The sequence below is a fragment of the Paraburkholderia sp. DHOC27 genome, from assembly GCF_003429005.1.
GTDB lineage: Bacteria > Pseudomonadota > Gammaproteobacteria > Burkholderiales > Burkholderiaceae > Paraburkholderia.
In genome coordinates this window covers 391,826-418,185 of record NZ_QVQV01000004.1, presented here as the reverse complement: position 1 = coordinate 418,185, position 26,360 = coordinate 391,826, and the positions used below count along the sequence as shown (strand labels likewise).

The window sequence follows — 26,360 nt, the reverse complement described above, 5'->3', positions numbered from 1 at the left end:
GACGATGACAAGTCATACATTGCTCGAAGTATAACATTGGTGCGGAACAAAAGACGCGCTGTGTAGACTTCGAGCAGTGTCTAACTCTTTGTGCGTTGGCATTTTGCCATATCGTTCCCTTCCCACGATAAAAAAAATCCGCCCCCTTCCATACCCCTATCCAATTGTGGTGCATGCGCAACAGAAGCGGGATTCGGGCGGCGCGCCCCGCCAGGCATGGCTGAGGGCCGAAAAAGGGCCAGCATAAATCGGGCCCGGTCGCGCCCGGGATTGGGGCGTCCAGGCGCCGTTCCTGCGCATCCCTCTAATAGGTATACGCACCCGTCCCGGGAGCGGATGCCTCGCGTGTTAGAATCGCGTGATGTGCTGCGCCTGCAGTGCTTACGCGAAAGGCGGTGTCCCACCACCGTCTTCGCACGTAAACGATACGGATAATGGATCAATTCGCCAAAGAGACTCTGCCAATCTCCCTAGAGGAGGAAATGCGCCGTTCGTATCTCGACTACGCGATGAGCGTGATCGTAGGGCGTGCGCTTCCCGATGTTCGCGATGGCCTGAAGCCGGTGCACCGGCGTGTGCTGTACGCGATGCACGAACTCAACAACGACTGGAATCGAGCTTACAAGAAGTCGGCGCGTATCGTCGGCGACGTGATCGGTAAATATCACCCACACGGTGACACGGCTGTATACGACACGATCGTCCGGATGGCGCAGAACTTCTCGTTGCGCTACATGCTGGTGGACGGTCAGGGCAACTTCGGTTCGGTCGACGGCGACAACGCCGCGGCGATGCGTTACACCGAAATCCGCATGGCCAAGATCGGCCATGAGCTGCTTGCCGACATCGACAAGGAAACCGTCGATTTCACGCCGAACTACGACGGCAGCGAAAACGAACCGGCCATTCTCCCGGCGCGCATTCCCAATCTGCTGATCAACGGCTCGTCCGGCATCGCAGTGGGGATGGCCACCAACATCCCGCCGCACAATCTGAACGAAGTCGTCGACGCCTGTCAGCATCTGCTGAAGAATCCGGACTCGACGATCGACGAGCTGATTGAAATCATCCCTGCGCCTGACTTCCCGACCGCCGGCATCATCTACGGCGTGGCCGGCGTGCGCGATGGCTACCGCACCGGCCGTGGCCGCGTGGTGATGCGCGCGCTCACGCACTTCGAGGAAATCGACCGCGGTCAGCGGATGGCGATCATCGTCGACGAGCTGCCGTATCAGGTGAACAAGCGCTCACTTCTCGAGCGCATCGCCGAGCTGGTCAACGAAAAGAAGCTCGAAGGCATTTCCGACATCCGCGACGAGTCCGACAAAAGCGGCATGCGGGTGGTGATCGAGCTGAAGCGTGGCGAAGTGCCTGAGGTCATCCTCAACAATCTGTATAAGGCGACCCAGCTTCAGGACACGTTCGGCATGAACATGGTCGCGCTGGTCGACGGCCAGCCGAAGCTGCTGAACCTGAAGGAAATGTTGAGCTGCTTCCTGTCGCACCGGCGGGAAGTGCTGACGCGGCGCACTGTATACGAACTGCGCAAAGCGCGTGAGCGCGGTCACGTGCTGGAAGGCCTGGCTGTCGCGCTGGCCAACATCGACGAGTTCATCGCGATCATCAAGGCCGCGCCCACGCCGCCTATCGCGAAGCAGGAATTGATGGCGCGTCCGTGGGATTCGTCGCTCGTGCGCGAAATGCTTTCGCGCGCCGAGACCGAAAATGCGTCAGCCGGTGGCCGTGAGGCGTACCGTCCTGAAGGCTTGAACCCGGCGTTCGGTATGCAGACAGATGGCCTTTACCGTCTGTCGGACACGCAGGCTCAAGAAATCCTGCAGATGCGTCTGCAACGCCTGACCGGTCTCGAGCAGGACAAGATCATCGGCGAGTACCGCGAAGTCATGGCGCAGATCGCTGACCTGCTGGACATCCTGGCACGCCCGGAACGCATTACTGCGATCATCGTCGACGAACTCACCTCGATCAAGGCCGAATTTGGCGACAGCCGCCGCTCGAAGATCGAGCTGAACGCAACCGAGCTGAACACCGAAGACCTGATCACACCGCAAGACATGGTGGTGACCATGTCGCACGCGGGTTACGTGAAATCGCAGCCGTTGTCGGAATATCGCGCCCAGAAGCGCGGAGGTCGCGGCAAACAGGCGACTTCCATGAAGGAAGACGACTGGATCGACACGCTCTTCATTGCCAATACGCACGATCACATCCTGTGCTTCTCGAACCGCGGCCGCGTGTACTGGGTCAAGGTCTACGAGGTGCCGCAAGGTTCGCGCAACTCGCGCGGCCGTCCGATCGTCAATATGTTCCCGCTGCTCGACGGCGAAAAGATCACGGTGGTGCTGCCGGTCAAGGAATTCTCGGCCGACAAATATGTGTTCATGGCCACCGCGTTAGGAACGGTAAAAAAGACGCCGCTAGAAGCCTTTAGTCGGCCGCTGCGCAAGGGTATTATTGCGGTCGGCCTGGATGACGGTGATTACCTGATCGGCGCCGCCATCACCGACGGTCAACACGACGTGATGCTGTTCTCGGATTCAGGCAAGGCCGTGCGCTTCGACGAAAACGACGTCCGTCCAATGGGCCGTGAGGCACGGGGCGTGCGAGGCATGCAGCTCGACGACGGCCAGCAGGTCATCGCGTTGCTGGTGGCGGGTGACGAGCAGCAGTCCGTGCTCACCGCAACGGAGAACGGCTTCGGCAAGCGCACGCCGATCACCGAGTACACGCGCCACGGGCGCGGTACGAAGGGAATGATCGCGATCCAGACATCGGAGCGCAACGGCAAGGTGGTCGCCGCGACGCTGGTTGATCCGGAAGCCCAGATCATGCTGATTACCAATACGGGCGTGCTGATCCGCACGCGCGTGTCGGAAATTCGGGAAATGGGCCGCGCAACCCAAGGTGTTACACTCATCAGTCTTGATGAAGGGACGAAGCTTTCCGGTCTGCAGCAGGTTGCTGAGGCTGAAGCTGATGTGGACGGTGACGCCGAAGGTTCCGCTGACGGTGACGAAGGCGGTGAAGAAGGCGGCCAGGCCTGATTCGCACCGGCAAGTCTCACATATCGGGTGAACGCTGCGGGGACATAGACAGGCGCATCTCGACGATGCGCGGTCCACGCAGCATGCAGTTCGACTAATTTCTCTTAGGGAGTAATGATGCAAAAACGATTCAAACAGTTGATGTTGCTGGCTGCTTTCGTACCGACCTTCGCGATGGCGCAAGCACTTCAGAATCAAGCGCCGGCTCCGGCGGATAACTCGGCGGCCGCTCCGGCCCCGGTTGATCCGGCCAAGCAGGCTGCAATCAAGGATCTGCTGGACGCGATCGACGCGCAAAAGCTCGTCGGCGCAATTGGTAACAGCGCGCAAATGCAGGCCAAGCAGCTGGTTCCGGCCATCCTGTCGGACGCCCTGAGCGAAAACAAGACGATGACGGACAAGCAGAAGCAGGCTTCCGTCCCTACGCTGCAGAAGAACGCTGTGCCGAAGCTGGTTGATCAGGCTGGCCAGGTCTTCGCAACGGACGGCTTCCGTCAGGACGCCATGCAAGCTCAATACGACGCGTACGCGAAGTACTACACGACGTCGGAAATCAAGGATCTGACGGCGTTCTACAAGAGCCCGACGGGCCGCAAGTTCATCCAGGTTCAAGACCAGGTGGGTCGCGACGTCGTGAACGGTCTGATGCAGAAGTACATGCCGCAATCGATCAAGGCAACCCGCGCGCAAGCTGACCAGGAAGTCGCTTCGGTCAAGCCGCCGGCAGTCAAGTAATTGACGGGCCAAGTGATCGTTAAGAAGGTCACGACGCTGATGAGCTAACGCAGCTCTGCCGCTCATGCAAGGCGCCTCGCGGCGCCGGGTTTGGCGGCCTGGCAGCGTCAATGCGATAATGGCTGTTTGCGCACACGCGCAAACAGCCATTTTCTTTTCGGGCGCGAACTTGCCAGTTTTGTTCGCGGCGTCTGCTTCAGGGATCTCACATGCGCGTCTTTAATTTCTCGGCCGGACCGGCGGCCATGCCCGAAGAAGTGCTGCGGCAAGCGGCGGACGAGATGTTGGACTGGCATGGCAGCGGCATGAGCGTGATGGAAATGAGCCATCGCGGCAAGGAGTTCATGTCCATCCACGAGGAAGCGCTGGTCGATCTGCGGGAGCTGCTTGAAGTGCCGGCAAGCCATCGCATCCTGTTCCTGCAAGGTGGCGGTCTGGGTGAAAACGCCATCGTGCCGATGAACCTGTTCGGTTCGAAGCCGCGCGCCGATTTCGTCGTCACCGGTTCGTGGTCGCAGAAGTCATTCAAGGAAGCGCAAAAGTACGGTACGGTGCATCTGGCCGCCAGCGGCGAAACCGCTGAGGGCTTTACCCGTGCACCCGTGCGCGCCGAATGGCAATTGTCGGATGACCCGGCCTACGTGCATCTGTGCACCAACGAGACCATCCACGGCGTCGAGACCTTCGAAATTCCCGACCTGGGCGACATTCCGCTGGTCGCTGACGCGTCGTCGCACATCCTGTCGCGTCCTATGGACATCGCCAAATACGGCGTGCTGTTCGGCGGCGCGCAGAAGAACATCGGCATGGCCGGTGTTACGGTGGTCGTCGTGCGCGAGGATATGCTGGATCGCGCCATGACCATTTGTCCGTCGGCGTTCGAATGGAAGACAGTCGCCGCCAACAACTCCATGTACAACACGCCGCCCACCTATGCGATCTACGTCGCCGGGCTGGTGTTCAAGTGGTTGAAGAAGCAGGGTGGCTTGACGGCCATCGAAGCACGCAACATCGAAAAGTCGAAGCTGCTGTACGACACCATTGATGCCAGCAGCTTCTATCTGAACAAGGTTGAACACGCGTCGCGCTCGCGGATGAACGTACCGTTTTTCCTCGCGGACGAGTCGCGCAATGAAGATTTTCTGGCCGGCGCGAAAGCGCGCGGGCTGGTGCAGCTGAAGGGCCACAAGTCCGTCGGCGGCATGCGGGCGTCGATCTACAACGCGGTGCCGCTCGAAGGCGTTAAAGCGCTAGTCGAGTACATGAAGGAATTTGAACAGCGCGGCGCCTGAACCCCGCGGGGTTTCCACGCGCGCGCATCCTTTCGAAGTTTCCCGGCAGGGCTGTTTTTACGCATGGACGACGAACTCAATACCCGACTCAAACCACTGCGCGATCGCATCGACGCGATCGACGCCCAACTCATCGCGCTGCTGAATCAGCGCGCCGCGGTTGCGCTGGAAGTGGGCGAGGTCAAGAAGCATTTCAACGCGCCGGTGTTCCGCCCCGAACGCGAGCAGCAGGTGATTGCCCGCTTGCAGGACATGAGTGCCGGGCCGCTCGCCGACGACCACATCAGCGCCATCTGGCGCGAGATCATGGCAGCGAGCCGTGCGCTGGAGAAGACCGTCAAGGCGGCCTATCTCGGGCCAGTGGGCACGTATAGTGAACAGGCCATGCACGAGTACTTCGGTCAGTCGATCGAAGGCTTGCCGTGTCCGTCCATTGACGAAGTGTTCCGCTCGGTCGAAGCGGGCGCCGCCGAATTCGGTGTGGTGCCGGTTGAGAATTCCACCGAAGGCGCGGTGTCGCGCACGCTCGATCTGTTGTTGCAGACGCAACTGCTGATCGGCGGCGAACTCGCGTTGCCGATTCATCACAATCTGCTCACGCTCAACGGCGATCTGAGCGGCGTCACGCGCGTTTGCGCGCACCCGCAGGCGCTCGCGCAGTGTCAGGGGTGGCTGGCGTCGAACGCGCCGCACCTCGAGCGGCAGGCCGTGTCGAGCAACGCCGAGGGCGCGCGGCTTGCCGCAAGCGATCCCACCGTGGCGGCCATCGCGGGTGACCGCGCGGCAACCCACTACGGTCTGCTGGTCGCGAACGCGCTGATTCAGGACGACCCGCACAACCGCACACGCTTCGTGATGATTGGCAAGGAGCCGACCGGCCCGAGCGGGAGTGACCAGACCTCGCTGATCGTTTCAGTTGCCAATCAGCCTGGCGCCATGTTCAAGCTGCTGGAACCACTCGCGCAACACGGCGTTTCGATGACGCGCTTCGAGTCGCGTCCGGCGCGCGTCGGCACCTGGGAATACTACTTCTACATTGACCTCGAAGGGCATCGCGACGATCCGCCAGTCGCGGCGGCGCTCGCCGAACTCGGCGAGAAGGCCGAGTTCCTGAAGATTCTCGGCTCGTATCGGCGCGCGCGCTGATACAGGCGGTTGCGTTCGCGCCGCCCTGGAATCCCGTTGACGGGTTCACTCATTCATTAGATAGCTGTACCGGAGATACACATGACAACGTCGTTCGGTCCTTCTTACGTGCGCGCCATCGCGCCTTACGTCGCCGGCAAACCCATTTCCGAAGTGGCGCGCGAGTTCGGTCTCGACGAGGCGACCATCGTCAAGCTGGCGTCCAACGAAAATCCGCTGGGCATGCCGAAATCGGCGCAGCGCGCCATGGCGCAGGCCGCTAGCGAACTGGGCCGTTATCCGGATGCGAACGCGTTCGAACTGAAGGCGGCGCTGAGCGCCAAATACGACGTGCCGGCTGACTGGATCACGCTGGGTAATGGCAGCAACGACATTCTCGAAATGGCAGCGCACGCGTTTGTCGAGAAGGGGCAGTCCATCGTCTATGCGCAATACTCGTTCGCGGTCTACGCCCTCGCAGCGCAAGGTCTGGGTGCCCGTGCAATCGTGGTGCCGGCGCACAAGTATGGTCACGATCTCGAGGCGATGCTGGCCGCGATCACCGACGACACGCGCCTCGTGTTCGTCGCCAATCCGAATAATCCTACCGGCACCTTCATCGACGGTCCGGCGCTCGAAGCGTTTCTCGACAAGGTGCCGCGCCATGTGGCGGTGGTGCTCGACGAGGCCTACACGGAATACCTCGCGCCTGAACAGCGCTACGACTCGATTGCGTGGGTGCGCCGTTATCCCAATCTGCTGGTTTCGCGCACCTTCTCGAAAGCCTTCGGGCTGGCGGGTCTGCGTGTAGGGTTTGCGATCGCGCAGCCGGAACTCACTGACCTGCTCAATCGTCTGCGGCAACCGTTCAACGTCAATACGCTGGCGCAGGCCGCGGCGGTTGCCGCGTTGAACGACACGGTTTTCCTGCAAAAAAGTGCGACGCTCAACGCGCAAGGTTATCGCCGTCTGACGGAAGCGTTCGACAAACTGGGCCTCGAATACGTGCCGTCGCACGGCAACTTCGTGCTGGTCCGGGTCGGCAACGACAACGAAGCGGGCAACCGCGTGAATCTCGCATTGCTGAAGCAAGGGGTGATCGTGCGTCCGGTCGGCAACTACGGCTTGCCGCAGTGGTTGCGTATCACGATTGGTTTGCCGGAAGAAAACGAAGCCTTCCTTACCGCGCTCGAAAAGGCGCTCGCACCCGCCTGAGCGGCGGCATCGAGCAACTGCAACGAGCATCGACTTTGACCCGTGCGCCTGTGACTGTTTCAGATCAGCAAACTTGGCGCACTCTTCTCTATGACCGACGTGGCCGCGTTCTCTTTTAACAAGCTGGTGATTTTTGGCGTCGGCCTGATTGGCGGATCGCTCGCCCGCGCGCTGCGCGAGCGTGGCGAAGCTCATGGCGCGCGCATGGTGGTGGGCGTTGGGCGCAATCCGGCGTCGACGGCGCGCGCGCTGGAACTCGGTGTGATCGACGCCACGGCCGCGCTCGGCGACGACGCGGAATTGCGCGCCGCGCTGGCGGGCGCCGACATGGTGTTGCTGGCGGCGCCGGTGGCGCAGACGCAACCGCTGCTCGAGCGCATCGTGCCGTTCCTCGACCCTGCCACCATCGTGACCGATGCCGGCAGCACGAAATCCGACGTGGTCGCTTCAGCGCGCGCTGCGCTCGGCGGGCGCATCGGACAGTTCGTGCCGGCGCATCCCATCGCCGGGCGTGAGTCGAGTGGCGTGGATGCCGCACTGCCTGATCTGTACGTGGGTCGCAACGTCGTGCTGTGTCCGCTGCCGGAAAATCCGCCTGAGGCGGTGGAGCGGGTCGCGGCCATGTGGCGTGCGACGGGCGCGCTGGTGCGTGATATGACGGCGGCGCAGCACGACCGGGTGCTCGCCTCGGTTAGCCATTTGCCGCACGTGCTTTCGTTCGCGCTGGTCGAGCAGATTCTCAATTCGCCGGACGCTGCGTTGAAGTTCTCGTTCGCTGCGGGCGGCTTCCGCGATTTCACGCGGATCGCCGCGTCGAGCCCGGAAATGTGGCGGGACATCTGCGTGGCCAACCGCGACGCGCTGCTGGAAGAACTGGACGCGTACACCGCGGTGTTAGCCGGTCTGCGTACGGCAATCGAAAACGGCGACGGTGCAGCGCTGGAAGCGGTGTTTGCGCGCTCGCGCATGGCGCGTACCGAGTGGCAGGAGCAACGCGCCGCGCCGGACGACAGCGTCGGCCCCGCGAAATAACCGGAAACTGGACTCAATCATGGAATACCTCGATCTCGGACCGTTTTCCCGAGCTTCCGGCACGGTTCGCCTGCCTGGCTCGAAGAGCATTTCGAACCGCGTGCTGTTGCTGGCGGCGCTGGCTGAAGGCGAAACCACCATCACCAATCTGCTCGATTCCGACGACACGCGCGTCATGCTGGAAGCGCTCGAAAAGCTCGGCGTGAAGCTCAAGCGCGAAGGCGATGAATGCGTCGTGACGGGCACGCGTGGCGCGTTCACGGCCAAGACGGCGGACCTGTTTCTGGGCAACGCGGGCACGGCGGTGCGGCCGCTGACCGCGGCGCTGGCCGTGAATGGCGGCGATTACCGCGTGCACGGTGTGCCGCGTATGCACGAACGGCCCATTGGTGACCTCGTGGATGGCTTGCGGCAGATCGGCGCGCGCATCGACTACGAGGCGAACGAAGGTTTTCCGCCGCTGCGGATCCGCGCCGGCCAGATTGCGGTAGAAGCGCCGATCCGCGTGCGCGGCGACGTCTCCAGCCAGTTTCTGACCGCGCTGCTGATGACGCTGCCGCTGCTGCGCACCGAAACCGGCTCGACCATCGTACAGGTCGACGGTGAACTGATTTCGAAGCCGTACATCGAGATCACCATCAAATTGATGGAGCGCTTTGGCATCAAGGTCGAGCGTCATGGCTGGCATCAGTTCACGGTGCCGGCGGGGCAACGGTATCAGTCGCCCGGGCGGATCATGGTGGAAGGCGACGCGTCCTCGGCCTCGTATTTCCTCGCGGCCGGTGCGCTCGGCGGCGGCCCGCTGCGCGTGGAAGGGGTAGGACGCGCGAGCATTCAGGGCGACGTGGGCTTCGCCGACGCGCTGATCCGCATGGGCGCCAACGTCAGCATGGGCGACGACTGGATCGAGGTGCGCGGGGTGGGGCACGACCACGGCAAGCTCGAACCCATCGACATGGATTGCAACCTGATCCCGGACGCAGCCATGACGATCGCGGTCGCCGCGCTGTTCGCCGACGGCACGACCACGCTGCGCAACATCGCGAGCTGGCGCGTCAAGGAGACCGACCGGCTGGCGGCGATGGCCACGGAACTGCGCAAGGTTGGCGCGACGGTGGACGAGGGTGAAGACTACCTGGCCGTGACGCCGCCGGAAGCCTTGATCCCCAACGCCGCCATCGACACCTACGACGATCACCGCATGGCGATGTGCTTCTCCCTCGTGAGTCTTGGCGGCGTACCGGTTCGGATCAACGATCCAAAGTGCGTTGGCAAGACCTTTCCCGACTATTTCGAGCGCTTCACCGCGCTGGCCCGACCTTGACCCCATTGAACCGACCCGACGTGCGACTTTTTAGATGAAACCGACCCGTCCCTTTCACCAGACGCCCGTCATCACGATCGACGGCCCGACGGCCTCCGGCAAAGGCACCGTGGCCGCGCTGGTCGCCGCCAGCCTCGGCTTTCACCTGCTCGACAGCGGTGCGCTGTACCGGCTCGCCGCGCTTGCCAGCCATCGGTACGACATTGCCCCGGACGATGCCGAGGGTCTTGCCAAGCTGATCGACGATCTGCATATCACGTTCCGCGAGGGCCTGGCCCAGCTCGACGGCGTCGACGTGTCGAGTGAGATTCGCGCCGAAGCGATCGGCAAGCGGGCCTCGGCGATCGCCGTGCATGCTCCCGTGCGAGCCGCGCTGGTGGCCCGTCAGCGGGCTTTTCGCAAGGAGCCTGGCCTCGTCGCGGACGGCCGCGATATGGGCACGGTGATCTTCCAGGACGCCGCGCTCAAGGTGTTCCTGACCGCCAGCGCGGAGGCGCGCGCCGCGCGGCGGTATAAGCAATTGATCCAAAAAGGATTTTCTGCTAATATGGATGACTTGCTTCGGGATTTGCGTGAACGCGACGAGCGCGATAGTCAGCGCACAGCCGCGCCACTCAAGCCTGCAGCGGATGCGAAGCTGCTGGACACCTCGGCATTGTCAGTCGACCAGGCGGTCGATCAGGTGGTGCAGTGGTACCGGGCGCTTCAGCCCACCGCATGAGCGTAACAACTCCATGCGCGCGGGTAAGTACCAGTAAAAGATCTGTAAAACAGCAGTATGTTGTTGTGTAGGTGCTCCGCGATCGTCGTGGAGCGTGTGTTAACCCCTTAACCCCGCGTGGCATTCGCACTCTAGCCGTCATTGCTGACCATCCGGCCAGCCGGGCACCGCGAAACCATGCAAATTTCGATTTTTATGTCCGACCTGCAAACCTCTACCCCGAATACCGAATCTTTTGCGGCTCTGTTCGAAGAGTCGCTGACCAAGCAAGACATGCGCGCCGGCGAAGTGATCTCCGCCGAAGTCGTGCGTGTTGACCACAACTTCGTGGTCGTCAACGCTGGTCTCAAGTCCGAAGCCTACATCCCGCTCGAAGAGTTCCTGAACGACGCGGGCGAGGTAGAAGTGCAGGCGGGCGACTTCGTTTCCGTCGCGATCGACGCGCTGGAAAACGGCTATGGCGACACCATCCTGTCGCGCGACAAGGCGAAGCGTCTGGCTTCGTGGCTGTCGCTGGAAAAGGCTCTCGACAACAACGAACTCGTGACCGGCACGATCACGGGCAAGGTCAAGGGCGGCATGACGGTTATGGTCAACGGCATCCGCGCGTTCCTGCCGGGTTCGCTGGTTGACACGCGTCCGGTCAAGGACACGACGCCGTACGAAGGCAAGACGCTGGAATTCCGCGTCATCAAGCTCGACCGCAAGCGTAACAACGTCGTGCTGTCGCGCCGTGCCGTGATCGAAGCCACGCAAGGCGAAGAGCGCGCAAAGCTGCTCGAAACGCTGAAGGAAGGCGCGATCGTGGAAGGCGTGGTGAAGAACATCACCGACTACGGCGCGTTCGTGGACCTCGGCGGTATCGACGGCCTGCTGCACATCACCGACATCGCATGGCGTCGTGTGCGTCACCCGAGCGAAGTGCTGTCGGTTGGCCAGGAAGTCACCGCGAAGATCCTCAAGTTCGATCAAGAGAAGAACCGCGTTTCGCTCGGCATCAAGCAACTGGGCGACGATCCGTGGGAAGGCATTTCCCGCCGTTACCCGTCGGGCACGCGCCTGTTCGGTAAGGTCACCAACATCACCGACTACGGCGCATTCGTCGAAGTGGAATCGGGCATCGAAGGCCTCGTTCACGTGTCGGAAATGGACTGGACGAACAAGAACGTTGCACCGTCGAAGGTCGTGCAGCTGGGCGACGAAGTCGAAGTCATGGTTCTCGAAATCGACGAAGACCGCCGCCGTATCAGCCTCGGCATGAAGCAGTGCAAGCCGAACCCGTGGGATGACTTCAGCCGCAACTTCAAGAAGGGCGACAAGCTGCAAGGCGCAATCAAGTCGATCACCGACTTCGGCGTCTTCATCGGTCTGCCGGGCGGCATCGACGGTCTGGTTCACCTGTCGGACCTGTCGTGGTCGGAAACGGGCGAAGAAGCCGTTCGCAAGTACAAGAAGGGCGACGAAGTGGAAGCCATCGTTCTCGGCATCGACGTCGAGAAGGAACGCATTTCGCTGGGTATCAAGCAGCTCGAAGGCGACCCGTTCAGCAACTTCGTTGCCATGAACGACAAGGGTTCGATCGTCGACGGCGTGGTCAAGACGGTAGACGCGAAGGGTGCAGTGGTTCAGCTGTCGGCGGAAGTCGAAGGCTACCTGCGTGCTTCGGAAATCGCTCAAGACCGCGTGGAAGACGCTCGCAACGTGCTGAAGGAAGGCGACAAGGTCAATGCGATGATCATCAACATCGACCGCAAGTCGCGTGGCATCAACCTGTCGATCAAGGCGAAGGACTCGGCTGAGCAACAGGAAGCGATCCGCGGCCTGGCTTCGTCGGATTCGAGCGCGGCAGCGACCGGCACGACGAACCTCGGCGCGCTGTTGAAGGCCAAGCTCGACGGCCAGAACCAGTAAGCCTCAGGGTCTGCTGCAGTTATGACCAAATCGGAATTGGTCGCCCAGCTGGCTTTGCGATTTCCGCAACTTGTTCTTAAAGATGCGGATTTCGCAGTGAAGACGATGCTGGATGCGATGTCGGAGGCGCTTGCCAACGGTCATCGCATCGAAATTCGTGGCTTCGGCAGCTTCGGCCTGAACCGTCGTCCATCCCGTGTCGGCCGCAATCCGAAATCGGGTGAGAAGGTGCTGGTACCTGAGAAGTACGTACCGCACTTCAAGCCCGGCAAGGAGTTACGTGAGCGGGTTGACCGCCGCGCGGGCGAACCGTTGAAAGACGAAGGTCCGGACGACGATCTGTAAAACCATGCCGCGCGGCAATCAGTGCGGCATACATAACGTCGGCGGCCAAAGCCAGACGGCAATGACCAAAGAAAAGCGCCTCCGGGCGCTTTTTTTTCGCCCTCATTTTTCACCCTACTTTAGAGCCAGGACAAACCGCCTACGCACACATCGACTCAGCCAATCGGCTAGTTGCTGCCCAGCCGCGGGGGCTTCCTTTACAATACGGGTCACTTCGGCGCGGGCGACAGCATGGCGCGATGCGCGTCATCAAGCCGGCGTCACCCCGCAACTGCCGTGAAGAGACTCGCACATGAAATTTATTGTCTGGCTGATCCGCGTCCTGGTGTTCGTGCTGCTGCTCGTGCTCGCACTGTCCAACACGCAAACTGCTACGCTGAATTTCCTGGCCGGCTATACATGGTCCGCGCCGCTCATCCTGATCGGGCTGGCGTTCTTCGTGGTCGGCTTGCTTGCCGGTCTGGTGTCGGCGGTGCCGGCAGTGTTCCGGTTGCGGCTCGAGAACGGCCGTCTGAAGCGCGAGTTGCGGGTGGCGCGCGAAGCACCGGTCGTGGTTGAGCAACCGCCGCTGCCGCCGTTGATCTAAGGTTTTCCATGCCGCGCGCCTGTGGCAACCGGCTCACGTTTTTGCACTCCCAATCAATCGCATGGATCTAGACTTCTGGTGGCTGCTTGTCGTACCCGTCGCTTTCGCGTTCGGCTGGATGGCCGCACGTTACGACCTCAAGACACTGCTGTCTGAAAGCGCCAACCTGCCGCGCTCGTATTTTCGTGGCCTGAACTTCCTGCTCAACGAGCAACCGGATCAGGCCATCGACGCCTTCATCGAAGTCGTCAAGCTCGACCCCGAAACCATCGAATTGCACTTCGCGCTCGGCAATCTGTTCCGGCGCCGTGGCGAGACTGACCGTGCGATTCGCGTCCATCAGAATCTGCTGAGCCGTGCCGATCTGCCGGTGAACGAGCGTGATCACGCGTTGTTCGAACTGGGCCAGGATTTCCTGAAGGCGGGCCTGCTGGATCGCGCCGAAGAGACCTTCCGCTCGCTGCAAAGCGGTGACTATGCGCTGGGCGCGCAGCGTGCGCTGCTAACTATTTACGAAATCGAGAAAGACTGGAACAAGTCGATCGACATCGCGCGCCATCTCGAAACGATGGGCGCAGGATCGCTCGACAAGGAAATCGCCCAGTTCCACTGTGAACTTGCGCAGGAAGCGCTTCAGCAAAAGAAGCCGGATGAGGCACGCCGTCAGTTGAATCTGGCGCTCAAGGCGAATCCCCATAACGTGCGCGCCACCATCCTGTTTGGTGATGTCGACGCAGCGGGTGGCGCCGAAGAGGCCGCCATCGCCCATTGGCGCGAGGTGGAAGAGCAGAACCCCGCGTATCTGCCGCTGGTCGCCGAGAAGCTGATCAAAGCCTACGAGAAGCTTGGCCGTCCGCAGGAGGGGGCAGATTTGCTCACCGGCTGGGTTGACAGCTATCCTTCTAATGATCTGCTGGACGTGGCCTATCAGCACGTCGCCGCATTGCGTGGGCTGGAGGCTGCGCACAGCCTGGCGCGCTCGCAGATGCAGAAGTCGCCCAATCTGGCGGGCATGACACGGTTACTGGAGGCACAGCAGGCCACTGCCGAGGAACCACGGCGCAGTGAACTGGAATTGATGCGTACGCTGATCCGCCAACGCACCAAAAATTTGCCACGATATACGTGCCAGAATTGTGGTTTCCGGGCACGTCTTTTCTACTGGCAGTGTCCGGGTTGCAGTGGTTGGGAAACCTATGCGCCGCGCCGGGTCGAGCCCATCACGGCGTCGAGCTGAGCGCGCAGCGCAAGCCACGCGGCCCATCTGGCGAGACGCCAGCCTGTCAGTGCACAGGAAAGCGCGAGTCGGGCCGGCAGTCAGCGCTGGATACATCACCGGAAACTCTCACCGGAACCCATAACCGGAACGCGTATGAAAATCACCATTATCGGCACGGGCTATGTCGGCCTCGTCACTGGCGCGTGTCTCGCAGAAATCGGTCATGACGTCTTCTGTCTGGACGTTGATCCGCGCAAGATCGAAATCCTGAACAACGGCGGCGTGCCGATTCACGAGCCGGGCCTCCAGGAGATCATCGCGCGTACCCGTCATGCACGCCGCATTACGTTTTCGACGGATGTCGAGGCGAGCGTCGCGCACGGCGAAGTGCAGTTCATCGCGGTCGGCACGCCGCCCGATGAAGACGGTTCGGCGGACCTGCAATACGTGCTGGAAGCGGCGCGCAACATTGGCCGCACCATGAACAGCTTCAAGGTGATCGTCGACAAGTCGACGGTCCCGGTTGGCACGGCGCAGCGTGTGCGCGCGGTGATCGAGGAAGAGCTCGGCAAACGCGGTCTCGCCAACAGTGACCAGCACGGCTTCTCGGTAGTATCGAATCCAGAATTCCTCAAGGAAGGGGCGGCAGTCGACGATTTCATGCGCCCGGATCGCATCGTGCTCGGCAGCGACGAAGACGAAGCGGGTCTGCGCGCACGCGAACTGATGAAGCGTCTGTATGCGCCGTTCAACCGCAATCACGAGCGCACGCTTTACATGGACGTGCGCTCGGCGGAGTTCACCAAGTACGCGGCGAACGCCATGCTGGCCACGCGCATTTCCTTCATGAACGAAATGGCGAATCTGGCAGACCGCGTCGGCGCGGACATCGAAGCGGTGCGCCGCGGCATTGGTTCGGACCCGCGCATCGGCTATCACTTTTTGTACGCGGGTTGCGGCTATGGCGGCTCGTGCTTCCCGAAGGACGTGCAGGCGCTGGTGCGCACGGCCAGCGAGAGCGGCCACAATCTGCGCATTCTCGAAGCTGTGGAAGCGGTGAACAACGAGCAGAAAGAAGTGCTGGTCGGCAAGATCACGAGCGCGCTCGGCGACGATCTGAGCGGCCGCACATTCGCTGTGTGGGGCCTCGCTTTCAAGCCGAATACCGACGACATGCGCGAAGCGCCGAGCCGCCGCATCATTGCCGAGTTGCTGGCGCGCGGCGCTCAAGTGCAGGCTTACGATCCGGTCGCGATCACCGAGGCGCGCCGTGTATTCGCACTCGACCTGCACGACACGCCAGAGCGGCTGGCACGCCTGCATTTCACCGGCACCCAGGACGAGACGCTCACGGGGGCCGATGCGCTGGTGGTCGTCACTGAGTGGAAGGAATTCAAGAGCCCGGATTTCGAGCACCTCAAATCCGTGTTGAAGTCGCCGCTGATCTTTGATGGCCGCAATCTGTACGAGCCGGAAACGATGTCCGAACTGGGCATTGATTACCACTCGATTGGACGTCCCTATGCCCAACCTTCCGAATTCCCAGCCGATGTCTGATTCCTTGACCGAAACCGTCTCCGTACCCGAAGTGGGTACGGTTCCGCGCGAGCGGCTCGCGGGCTCACGCGTGCTGGTGGTCGGCGATGTGATGCTCGATCGCTACTGGTTCGGTGACGTCAACCGTATCTCGCCCGAAGCACCGGTGCCCGTCGTGCACGTGCAGAAACAGGAAGACCGTCTGGGCGGCGCCGCCAACGTCGCACGCAACGCCGTGGCCCTGGGTGCGCAGGCGGGACTGTTGTGTGTGGTCGGCAAGGACGAGCCGGGCGAGCGCATCGTGCAGTTGCTCGGCGAAAGCAACGTGGCACCGCATCTCGAACGCGATCCTTCGCTGCTGACTACCATCAAGCTGCGCGTGCTGTCGCGTCAGCAGCAGTTGCTGCGCGTCGATTTCGAAAACACGCCTACGCACGAAGTGCTGCTCGCCGGTCTTGCGCGCTTCGATGAACTGTTGCCGGCGCACGACGTGATCCTGATGTCGGACTACGCCAAAGGCGGCCTGACGCACGTCACGAAGATGATCGCCAAGGCTCACGCGGCAGGCAAGCCCGTGCTGGTCGACCCGAAGGGCGACGACTGGGAACGCTATCGTGGCGCCACGCTCATCACACCGAACCGCGCCGAGTTGCGCGAGGTGGTGGGGCAGTGGAAGTCGGAAGACGATCTGAAAGCGCGCGTGGCCAAACTGCGCGCCGAACTCGAATTCAAGGCGCTCTTGCTGACGCGCTCCGAAGAGGGCATGACGCTCTTCTCGGACGACGGCATCCTGCACGCTTCGGCCGTGGCGCGCGAAGTGTATGATGTCTCGGGTGCGGGCGACACCGTCATCGCCACGCTCGCCGTGATGCTCGGCGCGGGTCTGTCGCTCGTCGACGCCGTTGCACTGGCCAATCGCGCCGCGGGCATCGTGGTCGGCAAGCTCGGCACGGCCACCGTCGATTACGACGAACTCTTTCTCTAACGCGGCATGCCCCGTCGCGTGCTTCTTTCAGCGCGCGCGGCACGCCCCCGTGAACCTCATTTCCGCAGGACGACCATGACTCTCATCGTCACCGGCGCGGCCGGCTTTATCGGCAGCAATCTCGTGAAGGCGCTCAACGAGCGTGGTGAGCAACGCATCATCGCTGTCGACAACCTCACGCGCGCCGACAAGTTTAAAAATCTGGTGGATTGCGAGATCGACGACTATCTCGACAAGACCGAATTCGTCGAGCGTTTCGCGCGTGGCGATTTCGGCAAGGTGCGCGCAGTGTTCCACGAAGGCGCCTGTTCGGACACGATGGAAACCGACGGCCGCTACATGATGGACAACAACTTCCGCTACAGCCGCGCCGTGCTCGACGCATGTCTCGCGCAGGGTGCGCAGTTTCTGTATGCGTCGTCAGCGGCCACGTATGGCGGTTCGAGCCGCTTCGTCGAAGAGCGCGAAGTGGAACAGCCGCTGAACGTCTACGGCTATTCGAAGTTCCTGTTCGACCAGGTGATTCGCCGCGTGTTGCCGGACGCGAAGAGCCAGATTGCCGGCTTCCGCTATTTCAACGTGTACGGTCCGCGCGAGACGCACAAGGCGCGCATGGCGTCCGTGGCGTTCCACAACTTCAACCAGTTCCGCGCCGAGGGCAAGGTCAAGCTGTTCGGCGAGTACAACGGCTACGCGGCGGGTGAGCAGACGCGCGACTTTGTTTCCGTTGAAGACGTGGTGAAGGTGAACCTGCATTTCTTCGATCACCCGGAACGCTCGGGCATTTTCAATCTGGGCAGCGGTCGTGCGCAGCCGTTCAACGACATCGCCACCACGGTGGTCAACACGCTGCGTGCCTTGAACAATGAGGCGCCGCTGTCGCTCGCCGAGCAGGTGCAGCGCGGGCTGATCGAGTACATCCCGTTTCCCGATCCGTTGCGCGGCAAGTATCAGTGCTTCACGCAGGCGGATCTCACCAAACTGCGATCGGCCGGCTACGACGCGCCGTTTTTGAGTGTGCAGGAAGGCGTCGATCGCTACGTACGTTGGCTATTCGGCCAGCTATAAATCATTCGCAGACCTCTCTAAACTGGCATCTCCTGGCCGGTGGTCGTCACCGGCAGGTAGTAAGAGGGAGATTCCATCATGTTGCGAAAAATCATGGTTACCGCGGCAATGCTCGCCGCGTTCGGTCACGCCTACGCGGCTGTCGACGTCAACACGGCGAATGAAGCAGCGCTGCGCGGCATCAAAGGCATTGGTCCGGCCAAAGCCAAAGCGATTCTGGACGAGCGCGACGCGCACGGACCGTTCAAGGACACCACCGACCTCAGCAAACGCGTCAAGGGCATGGGCGGCCATACGGTCGAGCGGCTGCAGGCGGAAGGTCTTGCTGTCGGTCCGGCTGGCTCTGCTGCTGGGGCGCAGGCTGCGGCTTCTGCGCAGACCAAAGCCACGCCCACTACGACCGCGGCGGCCAATGCGCAGAAAGGCAATGCCACGGTGGTGGTGAAGAAATAGCATACGGCGGCGGTGCGCGTTCGGGCGCCAGCAGCGTGTCTATCTGATACGCGCGCGTCCCGGCCGAACCGCCGCAACCCGAACACCCTTCAGGTTGGAGTCGGCACCCAACGCTCCTTCAGCCGTCATGCAGATGACTGGCTCCCGCGGTACTCAGCCGCGGGCTTTTTGTGTTGGGCGATGCATTCCCATGAGCACTTGCCTACCGCGCTATGGCCACCGTTGGGCACGCTTAGGCACGGTGGTTTAGAATCGTTGGATTGCAGTCTCTGCACATCGACAGTACCGCACACCCTATGGCTTACAAAACTATTGAAGACACGATCGGCAATACGCCGCTCGTTCAACTCGTCCGCTTGCCTGATGACGAGATCCGCAGCCGCAACAACGTGATTCTTGGCAAGCTCGAGGGCAACAATCCGGCGGGCTCGGTGAAGGATCGGCCGGCACTGTCGATGATCGCAAAAGCCGAAGCGCGTGGCCGCATCAAGCCGGGCGACACGCTCATCGAAGCGACCAGCGGCAACACGGGCATTGCGCTGGCTATGGCAGCGGCCGTGCGTGGCTACAAGATGGTGCTGCTGATGCCTGAGGATCTGTCTGTCGAGCGCCGTCAGAGCATGGCCGCGTATGGCGCGCAAATCGTGCTCACACCGCTGACGGGCGGCATGGAATACGCGCGCGATCTTGCCGAGCAGATGCAGCGCGAAGGCAAGGGCATCATCCTCGATCAGTTCGCCAATCCTGACAATCCGCTCGCGCACTACGAAACCACTGGCCCGGAGATCTGGCGCGACACGGAAGGGCGCATCACGCACTTCGTCTCGGCAATGGGCACTACCGGCACTATCATGGGGGTTTCGCAGTATCTGAAGGAACAGAACCAGGCCATCGAAATCATCGGTGCGCAGCCTGAAGAGGGCTCGCGCATTCCGGGCATCCGTAAGTGGCCCGAAGCTTATCTGCCGAAGATTTTCGATCGCAGCCGTGTCGATCGCGTGGAAAGCGTGAGCCAGGCGGCGTCGGAAGCAATGGCGCGCCGCATGGCCGCAGTCGAAGGGATTTTCTGCGGTATCTCCGCTGCGGGCGCATGCGAAGTGGCGCTGCGGATTGCGCGTCAGGTGGAGAATGCGACCATCGTGTTCGTGGTCTGTGATCGCGGTGACCGCTATCTGTCTACGGGCGTGTTTCCAGCGTAACGACAGAGTAGAAACGGCGGAGAGACGGCGGTGAGCCAGTGATGAACCTGGCAGCCCGCTAGAGCCGGCGCCGCCAGGTGTGCAAGACGCTTACTGCGAGTCGTCCGGTGCTGCTGGCGCCTGCATAGGCGCAGGTGCTTGCATCTGCATAGGCGGTTGAGTTTGAGCGGGCGCTTGCATGCGCATCGGTGCTTGAGCAGGCGCGGCCGCTGGCGCCTGCATCTGCGCTGATCCCGGCGCACCCATCTGCGGCGGCGTCGGCATGAGCGCCGGCGCCGAATCAGTCTGGACGCCGAGCGGCACACCGTTGCTGTCCAGATTGCCTTGCGCGATCATCTGCGCCTTCACCTGCTGACCGAGTTGATACACCGCGAGCGCATAGAAGAAGCTGCGGTTATAGCGCGTCAGCACATAGAAGTTCTTCAAACCCAGCTTGTATTCGGTGGGCAGTCCGGGCGAGGGCAAATCGACGATCGTCACGGGTGTCCCCGCTTCCGCCGTCGTATCCACGCCCGGTGCGTTCAGCAGCATGCCGGCGCGCAACAGTTGTTCGAGCGCCCAATGCGGCTCGGGTTGGCCATCTGCAGCAGCCTGGGCAATGCCGATGCTGCCCGCGTCCGAACCGATATTCCACACCACCGGCCGGCCATTTTCCCAACCGTTCTGCTTCAGATAATTGGCCACGCTGCCAATGGCATCGGCCTGGTTGGTGCGCAGATCGATCTGCTTGTTGCCATCGTAAGAGATCGCGTATTGCACGATGCTGCTGGGCAAAAACTGCGGAATGCCAATGGCGCCCGTGTACGAACCGAGCACCGTTGACGGGTCGATCTGCGAGTCGCGCGTCCACACCAGATAGTCTTCGAGATTCTTGCGGAAGGTCTGCTCGCGCTCGGCCCGGTTAGGCGTGTTCGGGTAATCGAAGGCGAGCGTGGTGAGCGCATCGAGCACACGGAAATTACCCATGAACCGGCCATAGATGGTCTCCACGCCGATGATGCCTACTACCACTTCCGGCGGCACACCGAACTGCTCGTACGCACGCTGCAGCGTCGCCGCGTTGTTACGCCAGAAGCGCACGCCCGCATTGATGCGCACCGGGTCGAGGAAGCGCGCCTGATACACGCGCCAGTTCTTGATGGACGGCGTGGGCGACGGCGTGACGAGCTTCACGGCGGTCTGCGAATAGCTCACCCGTGCGAACAGCGCATGCAGCGCAGCGGGATCGAAATCGTAGCGCGCGACCATGTCGTTGATGAACCCGTCCACGTCCGGATTGTTCGCGTAGCGCTGCGGAATGATCTCTTCTTCGAACGTCTGTCCCGCAGGAACCGGTTGTTGCGGCTGAGCCTGTGCCAGCAGCAGCGGGGCCTTGGGCGCGCCGGTTTGTGCCTCGGCCGGCGTGGCCGCCGCAAACACGCACCACGCAACGGACAGAACGCCCGCTACGGTCTGGGTGCGGAGCCGGGTTCGTGCGGGCAGAGCAAGCTTGACGGTCATAGTGCTGGGAGCGCAGTGCAAAGAGTGCAGGGGGAGAAAAGTTACGGGGCAGTATACCCGAGCCTATCTGCGCAAACGGTGCAGAACCTTGCACGCAGCGCGTCACGGGCGCATCGTGTGGTAACTTGATGGTGTTGGGTGCGCCGCATGGGCGTGCCCTTTGGACGGAGACTCAGACACGCCGCGCGCTGCTCGCACGGTGTGCCGCAGAAGAGAATCATGGCAACGGCTTTTTATTCCCACGCAGATTGTCTGCTTCACGAGATGGGGCAGTGGCATCCCGAATGCCCGGCGCGCCTGCAGGCCATCGAAGATCAACTGATTGCCAGCCGCATCGACGCGCTGATCGAACGCGAATCGCCGCCGCTTGCCGACGAAAGCGCGCTGCTGCGCGTGCATACCCAGGCGCACGTCGACTATATCCGCAGCCGTTCGCCCGAGGAGGGCTACGCGGAGATCGACCCCGACACGTCGATGAACCCGCACACCTGGCAGGCCGCGCTGCGCGCCGTAGGTGCGGCCGTGGCCGCAACGGACGCGGTGATCGAGGGGCGTTACGACAATGCCTTCTGCAGCGTGCGCCCACCCGGCCACCATGCCGAACCGGCGCGGGCGATGGGCTTCTGTTTCTTCAACAACGTCGCCATCGCCGCGCGTCACGCGCTCGAGGCGCATGGTCTGCAACGGGTCGCGATCGTCGACTTCGATGTCCATCATGGCAACGGCACCGAGGCCGCCTTTTCCGGCGATTCGCGTGTGCTGATGTGCAGCTTCTTCCAGCATCCGTTTTATCCGTTTAGCGGCGCGGAGCATCAGGCTGCGAACATGGTCAACTTGCCGATGCCGGCGCGCACGAAAGGCATGGAAGTGCGCGAGGCCGTCGACATGATCTGGCTGCCACGCCTGCACGCGTTCAAGCCGGAGATGATCTTCGTCTCGGCGGGTTTCGATGCGCATCGTGAGGACGATCTCGGCAACATGGGTCTGGTCGAAGACGATTACACGTGGCTGACCGGACAGATTCGCGAGATCGCCGATCGCTACGCGCAAGGACGCATCGTCAGTTGCCTGGAAGGCGGTTATAACCTCTCGGCGCTCGGTCGTAGCGCAGTTGCGCATGTGCGGGCGCTAGCCGGGATTTGACGTCAGGTGAGTTTAATGAACGCGAACCAGCCAGCTCCTGCTTCAGCGAATGCGCCAAGCAACGTTCCCTTGATCGAGCTCACGCATGATGCGTATGGCGTGCGCGGCGTCGGGTGTCTGACCATGAACCGGCCGGAGGCGTTTAACGCGTTGTCCGAAGCATTGCTCGACGCCTTGCAGACGCAGCTGGCCGCGCTGGCTGACACGGATGCCAGGGTCGTGGTGATTGCTGGAGCGGGGCGTGCCTTTTGCGCCGGTCACGACCTGAAGGAAATGCGCGCGTCACCCTCGCTCGAGTATTACCGCGCGCTGTTCGCACGCTGCTCGAAGCTGATGATGACGATCCAGCGCCTGCCCCAGCCGGTGATCGCGCGCGTGCACGGTGTCGCCGCCGCCGCGGGTTGCCAGCTCGTCGCCATGTGCGATCTGGCTGTGGCCGCTGATTCGGCACGCTTCGCGGTATCCGGCATCAACCTGGGATTGTTTTGCGCGACGCCGGCCGTGCCGCTGTCGCGCAATCTGTCGCGTAAGGCGGCGATGGAGATGCTGTTGACGGGCGAGTTCATCGACGCGCACGAGGCGCGACAGCAGGGGCTCATCAACCGCGTGGCGCCGCCTGAAGAACTCGACGCCGCGGTGGCTTCGCTGGCGGCGAGCATCTGCGCGAAGCCGGTCGAAGCGGTGCGTGCCGGCAAGGGGCTGTTCTACCGGCAACTGGAGATGGGCGTCGAAGCGGCGTACCAACTGGCCGGACAGACGATGGCCTGCAACATGATGGACGCAACGGCGCTCGAAGGCGTGCAGGCGTTCATCGACAAGCGGCCGCCGGACTGGCGTGAGTGAACAGGGCGCACGCGCTTACCCACTCCGCGCCTGAATCCACGCAATCAACTCTCCAATAACCTGCTCGCGTTCGAGGTCGTTCATCGTCTCGTGATAACTCCCGTCGTGCAGGGTGAGCGTCTTGTCGGGTGAACCGGCGTGCGCGCCGAACTCGCGGCTACCCTCGGGTTCCGTGAGTTTGTCCGCGGTGCCGTGATACACCAGCAGGGGCACGCGCAACGCGGTCCGCCCGCGTTCGATGCGCGTCATGGCCAGCAGGATTTCCGCGCCGGTACGCGCCGGAATCGCGCCGTGATGCACCAGCGGATCGTTGCGATTCGCTTCGACGATGGCGGGATCGCGCGAGAGCAGCGCCGCGTCGATTTTCATGGCGGGAAAGCCGGGCCACACGCGGCTGATGACCTGACTCATGGTCAGCATCCAGCGCGGCACGTCACGACCGGGTGCGAGCGCTGGACTCGACAGGATCAGCCCCGCGAGTGCATGGTCGCTGCTGGCGAGCCGTTCGACCGCGAACAGCGCGGCAATCGCCCCACCCATGCTGTGGCCCATCAGGAACAACGGCACCTTGCGCGCAGCTTCGTCGGCGTTACCGTGGATGGTGGCGCCGAGCAGGGCCTCTGCATCGAGCAGATGGTCGTCGAATCGATCGATCCACACGCGTTTGCCGGGTGCGCGCCCGTGACCGCGCAGATCAATGGCGAGCAATTCGATACCCACTGCGTTCAAGCGCTGCGCGAGGGCTGAGTAGCGGCCGGCGTGCTCCGCGAGGCCGTGTAACAGTGCAACGCGTGCCCGCAACGTGCCCGAAGCTGGCCAGCGATACAGCGGTAATTCGAGGCCATCGCGCGTGCGGGTACTCGTCATCGTCGCAGGTTGCGGATCGAGCCGCGACGCGGGCGACGCACTTGTTACGTCATAGTTCGGCGCGCTGCCGCGGGCGCTTGCGGCAGCCGCCGAACGCAGGTTGTTGTGGTCCGTTGTCTCCATCGCACCATTGTCGTAGTTGTGTCCGCCCGATCATAGTCGCGCTGACATTGAAGACGCGAGCGACGCTCATGCGAGCGGTCCTCTAATTCCCTGTGGTTATGAAAAAATCGGAATTGATTATTAAAGAGAATGATAACGCTGCGGTAGAATCGCGGCTCAAATCCCATTTCAAAATTGCGGCGGCCGCTGGTCCGGAGCGCATGGCGCTCATTGGCAGCCCCGCCGTTTCGCTTTTCCATGATCGAAATTCGTAACATCTCCCAGCGCTTTGCCGGGCCACGAGGCTGGGTCGAGGCGTTGCACAACGTCAACCTGTCGATTCCCGCCGGCGAAGTGTTCGGCATCATCGGACGCAGCGGCGCGGGCAAAAGCACGCTGGTGCGCACCATCAACCTGCTCACGCGTCCCACGGAAGGCAACATCGTCGTGAACGGGCGCGATCTGACCACGCTCTCTGCCGCGCAACTGCGCGAAGCACGGCGCGAGATCGGCATGATCTTTCAGCACTTCAATCTGCTGTCGTCGCGCACGGTGTATGAGAACGTTGCGCTGCCGCTCGAACTGGCCGGCATGAAGCGCGATGAGATCGAGGCCAATGTGCTGCCGCTGCTCGATCTGGTCGGCCTGTCCGCGCAGAAAGACCGCTATCCAGCGCAGATCAGCGGTGGTCAGAAGCAGCGCGTCGGGATTGCCCGCGCGCTCGCCAGCAAACCCAAGGTGCTGCTCTCCGACGAGGCCACCTCCGCGCTCGATCCCGAAACCACCCGCGCCATTCTCGATCTGCTCAAGCGCATCAATCGCGAACTCGGTCTCACCATCGTCCTGATCACGCACCAGATGGATGTGATCAAGCAGGTCTGCGATCGCGTTGCGGTTCTGGATGCGGGCCGTGTCGTCGAACACGGCAAGGTCATCGACGTGTTCCTGCAACCGCATCACGAAGTCACACGTGCGTTGATTGGCGACGTGATCGCGCAGGAACTGCCGCCCGCCATGAAAGCGCGCGTCGCCGAGCGGCTGAAGACGGGCAGCGGACATCTGCTGCGTCTTGCCTTTACGGGCTCGGGCGTCGATCAACCGATCCTCTCGGAGACAATTCGCCGCTACGAACTGGACTTCAACATCCTGCACGGCCAGATCGACGAGATTCAGGGGCAGGCGTTCGGCTCGCTCGCGGTGCTGGCGGCCGGCGAACCTGCAAATGTGGCAAACGCGCTGGCGTTCCTGCGCGAACAGGGTGTGGTGGTGGAGGAGATGGCTTATGTTGAGTGACATGCTCGATATGTTCGTGCAGTCGTTCTGGGAGACCCTCGTCATGGTGGGCATCTCCGGTGTGGTTGGCGCGCTGGTGGGTCTGCCGCTCGGGGTGCTGCTGTATCTGACGGACCGTCAGGGCGTGCTGCAGAACGTCGGCTTCAATCGTACGATGGGCGTCGTGATCAACGCGGTCCGTTCGACGCCGTTCATCATCCTGCTGGTCGCGGTCATTCCCTTTACGCGGCTGGTAGTGGGTTCGTCCATTGGTACGGCAGCCGCAGTCGTGCCGCTGACCATTTCCGCCGCGCCGTTCATTGCGCGGCTCGTCGAGACGGCGCTACGCGAGGTGGATCGCGGGCTGATCGAAGCGGCTCAGGCAATGGGCGCCACGACCAGCCAGATCGTCTTCAAGGTGTTGCTGCCTGAATCGTGGCCGGGTGTCGTGGCCGGTCTGACGATCACCTTCGTCTCGCTGGTGGGCTACTCGGCGATGGCGGGTGCGATTGGCGGCGGCGGCCTCGGTGATCTGGGCATTCGCTATGGCTATCAGCGTTACGAGCCCACCGTCATGTGGACCGTGGTGTTGATCCTGATCGTCTTTGTCCAACTCGTGCAGTCATTTGGCGACTGGCTTGTGCGACGCTTGAGCCATAAGTAGGCGGGGCGCCCACAAGGCGCTCACCACGGCAGGTTGGAACGCGCCGGGATGCCCGTTATGGTGCGGGTAGCCCGTGCGCGTGGGACGTGCAGCAAGAATTAGAGTTGCCGGTCAGCCATCAGGCTTGCCGCCGAAGTTTTTTCGGGATTAAAATAGAA

The 26,360-nt window shown here is 62.1% G+C and carries 23 protein-coding genes; 21 read left to right on the top strand and 2 right to left on the bottom strand.

The features are described from left to right. The first annotated feature begins 434 nt into the window (after window positions 1–434). The 17 genes from gyrA (at window position 435) to cysM (ending at window position 19,811) form a co-directional block, all read left to right on the top strand. Window positions 435–3,065 carry a DNA gyrase subunit A gene (gene gyrA / locus D0B32_RS17410; RefSeq protein ID WP_117335216.1) on the top strand — a complete coding sequence of 877 codons (2,631 nt, stop codon included), beginning with the start codon at window positions 435–437 and terminating at the stop codon, window positions 3,063–3,065. 117 nt (window positions 3,066–3,182) lie between these two features. Continuing rightward, a complete protein-coding gene (locus D0B32_RS17405; RefSeq protein WP_117335214.1) occupies window positions 3,183–3,800 on the top strand; it encodes a DUF2059 domain-containing protein in 618 nt (205 codons plus the stop codon). A gap of 209 nt (window positions 3,801–4,009) precedes the next feature. Then, complete coding sequence (gene serC / locus D0B32_RS17400; protein ID WP_117335212.1) at window positions 4,010–5,092, top strand: 3-phosphoserine/phosphohydroxythreonine transaminase; 1,083 nt, start codon at window positions 4,010–4,012, stop codon at window positions 5,090–5,092. Between the two features lie 63 nt (window positions 5,093–5,155). Then, window positions 5,156–6,238, top strand: a complete 1,083-nt coding sequence (gene pheA, locus D0B32_RS17395; RefSeq protein ID WP_117335211.1) for a prephenate dehydratase — start codon at window positions 5,156–5,158, stop codon at window positions 6,236–6,238. Window positions 6,239–6,319: 81 nt separating this feature from the next. After that, window positions 6,320–7,432, top strand: coding sequence for a histidinol-phosphate transaminase (gene hisC, locus D0B32_RS17390; RefSeq protein ID WP_117335210.1), 1,113 nt, complete (start codon window positions 6,320–6,322; stop codon window positions 7,430–7,432). 90 nt (window positions 7,433–7,522) lie between these two features. After that, on the top strand, window positions 7,523–8,464 hold the full coding sequence (locus D0B32_RS17385; protein WP_117335209.1) for a prephenate dehydrogenase/arogenate dehydrogenase family protein: 942 nt from the start codon (window positions 7,523–7,525) through the stop codon (window positions 8,462–8,464). 19 nt (window positions 8,465–8,483) lie between these two features. Then, window positions 8,484–9,788, top strand: coding sequence for a 3-phosphoshikimate 1-carboxyvinyltransferase (aroA, locus tag D0B32_RS17380; protein WP_117335208.1), 1,305 nt, complete (start codon window positions 8,484–8,486; stop codon window positions 9,786–9,788). Window positions 9,789–9,822: 34 nt separating this feature from the next. Then, the gene (gene cmk / locus D0B32_RS17375) at window positions 9,823–10,509 is read left to right on the top strand and encodes a (d)CMP kinase (RefSeq protein ID WP_117335207.1); all 687 of its coding nucleotides are present in this window, start codon (window positions 9,823–9,825) and stop codon (window positions 10,507–10,509) included. A gap of 177 nt (window positions 10,510–10,686) precedes the next feature. Next, entirely contained in the window at window positions 10,687–12,420 is a 1,734-nt protein-coding gene (gene rpsA, locus D0B32_RS17370) for a 30S ribosomal protein S1 (protein ID WP_020068971.1), read from the top strand. Window positions 12,421–12,441: 21 nt separating this feature from the next. Next, window positions 12,442–12,765, top strand: coding sequence for an integration host factor subunit beta (locus D0B32_RS17365; protein WP_117335206.1), 324 nt, complete (start codon window positions 12,442–12,444; stop codon window positions 12,763–12,765). 292 nt (window positions 12,766–13,057) lie between these two features. Further along, on the top strand, window positions 13,058–13,351 hold the full coding sequence (locus D0B32_RS17360; protein ID WP_117335205.1) for a lipopolysaccharide assembly LapA domain-containing protein: 294 nt from the start codon (window positions 13,058–13,060) through the stop codon (window positions 13,349–13,351). A 61-nt stretch (window positions 13,352–13,412) separates the two neighbouring features. Beyond that, a complete protein-coding gene (gene lapB / locus D0B32_RS17355) occupies window positions 13,413–14,588 on the top strand; it encodes a lipopolysaccharide assembly protein LapB (RefSeq protein ID WP_117335204.1) in 1,176 nt (391 codons plus the stop codon). A gap of 135 nt (window positions 14,589–14,723) precedes the next feature. Then, window positions 14,724–16,127, top strand: coding sequence for a UDP-glucose/GDP-mannose dehydrogenase family protein (locus tag D0B32_RS17350; RefSeq protein ID WP_117335203.1), 1,404 nt, complete (start codon window positions 14,724–14,726; stop codon window positions 16,125–16,127). Continuing rightward, the gene (rfaE1, locus tag D0B32_RS17345; protein ID WP_117335202.1) at window positions 16,093–17,091 is read left to right on the top strand and encodes a D-glycero-beta-D-manno-heptose-7-phosphate kinase; all 999 of its coding nucleotides are present in this window, start codon (window positions 16,093–16,095) and stop codon (window positions 17,089–17,091) included. The genes D0B32_RS17350 and rfaE1 overlap by 35 nt, the downstream gene beginning before the upstream one ends. 75 nt (window positions 17,092–17,166) lie before the next feature. Then, a complete protein-coding gene (gene rfaD / locus D0B32_RS17340; RefSeq protein ID WP_117335201.1) occupies window positions 17,167–18,159 on the top strand; it encodes an ADP-glyceromanno-heptose 6-epimerase in 993 nt (330 codons plus the stop codon). Between the two features lie 78 nt (window positions 18,160–18,237). Continuing rightward, window positions 18,238–18,612 (top strand): helix-hairpin-helix domain-containing protein, encoded by a 375-nt coding sequence (locus D0B32_RS17335; RefSeq protein WP_117335200.1) that lies wholly within the window; start codon window positions 18,238–18,240, stop codon window positions 18,610–18,612. 296 nt (window positions 18,613–18,908) lie between these two features. Beyond that, window positions 18,909–19,811: a cysteine synthase CysM gene (gene cysM / locus D0B32_RS17330; RefSeq protein WP_117335199.1), complete on the top strand. Its 903-nt coding sequence runs from the start codon at window positions 18,909–18,911 to the stop codon at window positions 19,809–19,811. Window positions 19,812–19,901: 90 nt separating this feature from the next. Here cysM and mltB read toward each other — a convergent pair whose 3' ends face one another. Next, complete coding sequence (mltB, locus tag D0B32_RS17325) at window positions 19,902–21,311, bottom strand: lytic murein transglycosylase B (protein ID WP_259295034.1); 1,410 nt, start codon at window positions 21,309–21,311, stop codon at window positions 19,902–19,904. Window positions 21,312–21,530: 219 nt separating this feature from the next. On the opposite strand from mltB, the gene D0B32_RS17320 reads away from it, so the two are divergent. Together D0B32_RS17320 and D0B32_RS17315 are read left to right on the top strand one after the other, a co-directional pair. Further along, entirely contained in the window at window positions 21,531–22,454 is a 924-nt protein-coding gene (locus D0B32_RS17320) for a histone deacetylase family protein (protein ID WP_117335406.1), read from the top strand. A gap of 15 nt (window positions 22,455–22,469) precedes the next feature. Next, window positions 22,470–23,297, top strand: coding sequence for an enoyl-CoA hydratase (locus D0B32_RS17315; protein WP_117335198.1), 828 nt, complete (start codon window positions 22,470–22,472; stop codon window positions 23,295–23,297). Between the two features lie 15 nt (window positions 23,298–23,312). Here D0B32_RS17315 and D0B32_RS17310 read toward each other — a convergent pair whose 3' ends face one another. After that, window positions 23,313–24,164: an alpha/beta hydrolase gene (locus tag D0B32_RS17310; protein ID WP_117335404.1), complete on the bottom strand. Its 852-nt coding sequence runs from the start codon at window positions 24,162–24,164 to the stop codon at window positions 23,313–23,315. A 360-nt stretch (window positions 24,165–24,524) separates the two neighbouring features. On the opposite strand from D0B32_RS17310, the gene D0B32_RS17305 reads away from it, so the two are divergent. After that, a complete protein-coding gene (locus D0B32_RS17305; RefSeq protein WP_117335197.1) occupies window positions 24,525–25,559 on the top strand; it encodes a methionine ABC transporter ATP-binding protein in 1,035 nt (344 codons plus the stop codon). Next, window positions 25,549–26,202: a methionine ABC transporter permease gene (locus D0B32_RS17300; RefSeq protein WP_117335196.1), complete on the top strand. Its 654-nt coding sequence runs from the start codon at window positions 25,549–25,551 to the stop codon at window positions 26,200–26,202. The genes D0B32_RS17305 and D0B32_RS17300 overlap by 11 nt, the downstream gene beginning before the upstream one ends. The last annotated feature ends 158 nt before the right edge of the window (window positions 26,203–26,360 follow it).

Excerpts from the sequence above, each read along its gene's own strand:
- gyrA (WP_117335216.1), top strand. The coding sequence starts at position 435 with ATGGATCAATTCGCCAAAGAGACTCTGCCAATCTCCCTAGAGGAGGAA.
- D0B32_RS17405 (WP_117335214.1), top strand. The coding sequence starts at position 3,183 with ATGCAAAAACGATTCAAACAGTTGATGTTGCTGGCTGCTTTCGTACCG.
- serC (WP_117335212.1), top strand. The coding sequence starts at position 4,010 with ATGCGCGTCTTTAATTTCTCGGCCGGACCGGCGGCCATGCCCGAAGAA.
- pheA (WP_117335211.1), top strand. The coding sequence starts at position 5,156 with ATGGACGACGAACTCAATACCCGACTCAAACCACTGCGCGATCGCATC.
- hisC (WP_117335210.1), top strand. The coding sequence starts at position 6,320 with ATGACAACGTCGTTCGGTCCTTCTTACGTGCGCGCCATCGCGCCTTAC.
- D0B32_RS17385 (WP_117335209.1), top strand. The coding sequence starts at position 7,523 with ATGACCGACGTGGCCGCGTTCTCTTTTAACAAGCTGGTGATTTTTGGC.
- aroA (WP_117335208.1), top strand. The coding sequence starts at position 8,484 with ATGGAATACCTCGATCTCGGACCGTTTTCCCGAGCTTCCGGCACGGTT.
- cmk (WP_117335207.1), top strand. The coding sequence starts at position 9,823 with ATGAAACCGACCCGTCCCTTTCACCAGACGCCCGTCATCACGATCGAC.
- rpsA (WP_020068971.1), top strand. The coding sequence starts at position 10,687 with ATGCAAATTTCGATTTTTATGTCCGACCTGCAAACCTCTACCCCGAAT.
- D0B32_RS17365 (WP_117335206.1), top strand. The coding sequence starts at position 12,442 with ATGACCAAATCGGAATTGGTCGCCCAGCTGGCTTTGCGATTTCCGCAA.
- D0B32_RS17360 (WP_117335205.1), top strand. The coding sequence starts at position 13,058 with ATGAAATTTATTGTCTGGCTGATCCGCGTCCTGGTGTTCGTGCTGCTG.
- lapB (WP_117335204.1), top strand. The coding sequence starts at position 13,413 with ATGGATCTAGACTTCTGGTGGCTGCTTGTCGTACCCGTCGCTTTCGCG.
- D0B32_RS17350 (WP_117335203.1), top strand. The coding sequence starts at position 14,724 with ATGAAAATCACCATTATCGGCACGGGCTATGTCGGCCTCGTCACTGGC.
- rfaE1 (WP_117335202.1), top strand. The coding sequence starts at position 16,093 with ATGCCCAACCTTCCGAATTCCCAGCCGATGTCTGATTCCTTGACCGAA.
- rfaD (WP_117335201.1), top strand. The coding sequence starts at position 17,167 with ATGACTCTCATCGTCACCGGCGCGGCCGGCTTTATCGGCAGCAATCTC.
- D0B32_RS17335 (WP_117335200.1), top strand. The coding sequence starts at position 18,238 with ATGTTGCGAAAAATCATGGTTACCGCGGCAATGCTCGCCGCGTTCGGT.
- cysM (WP_117335199.1), top strand. The coding sequence starts at position 18,909 with ATGGCTTACAAAACTATTGAAGACACGATCGGCAATACGCCGCTCGTT.
- mltB (WP_259295034.1), bottom strand. The coding sequence starts at position 21,311 with ATGACCGTCAAGCTTGCTCTGCCCGCACGAACCCGGCTCCGCACCCAG.
- D0B32_RS17320 (WP_117335406.1), top strand. The coding sequence starts at position 21,531 with ATGGCAACGGCTTTTTATTCCCACGCAGATTGTCTGCTTCACGAGATG.
- D0B32_RS17315 (WP_117335198.1), top strand. The coding sequence starts at position 22,470 with ATGAACGCGAACCAGCCAGCTCCTGCTTCAGCGAATGCGCCAAGCAAC.
- D0B32_RS17310 (WP_117335404.1), bottom strand. The coding sequence starts at position 24,164 with ATGACGAGTACCCGCACGCGCGATGGCCTCGAATTACCGCTGTATCGC.
- D0B32_RS17305 (WP_117335197.1), top strand. The coding sequence starts at position 24,525 with ATGATCGAAATTCGTAACATCTCCCAGCGCTTTGCCGGGCCACGAGGC.
- D0B32_RS17300 (WP_117335196.1), top strand. The coding sequence starts at position 25,549 with ATGTTGAGTGACATGCTCGATATGTTCGTGCAGTCGTTCTGGGAGACC.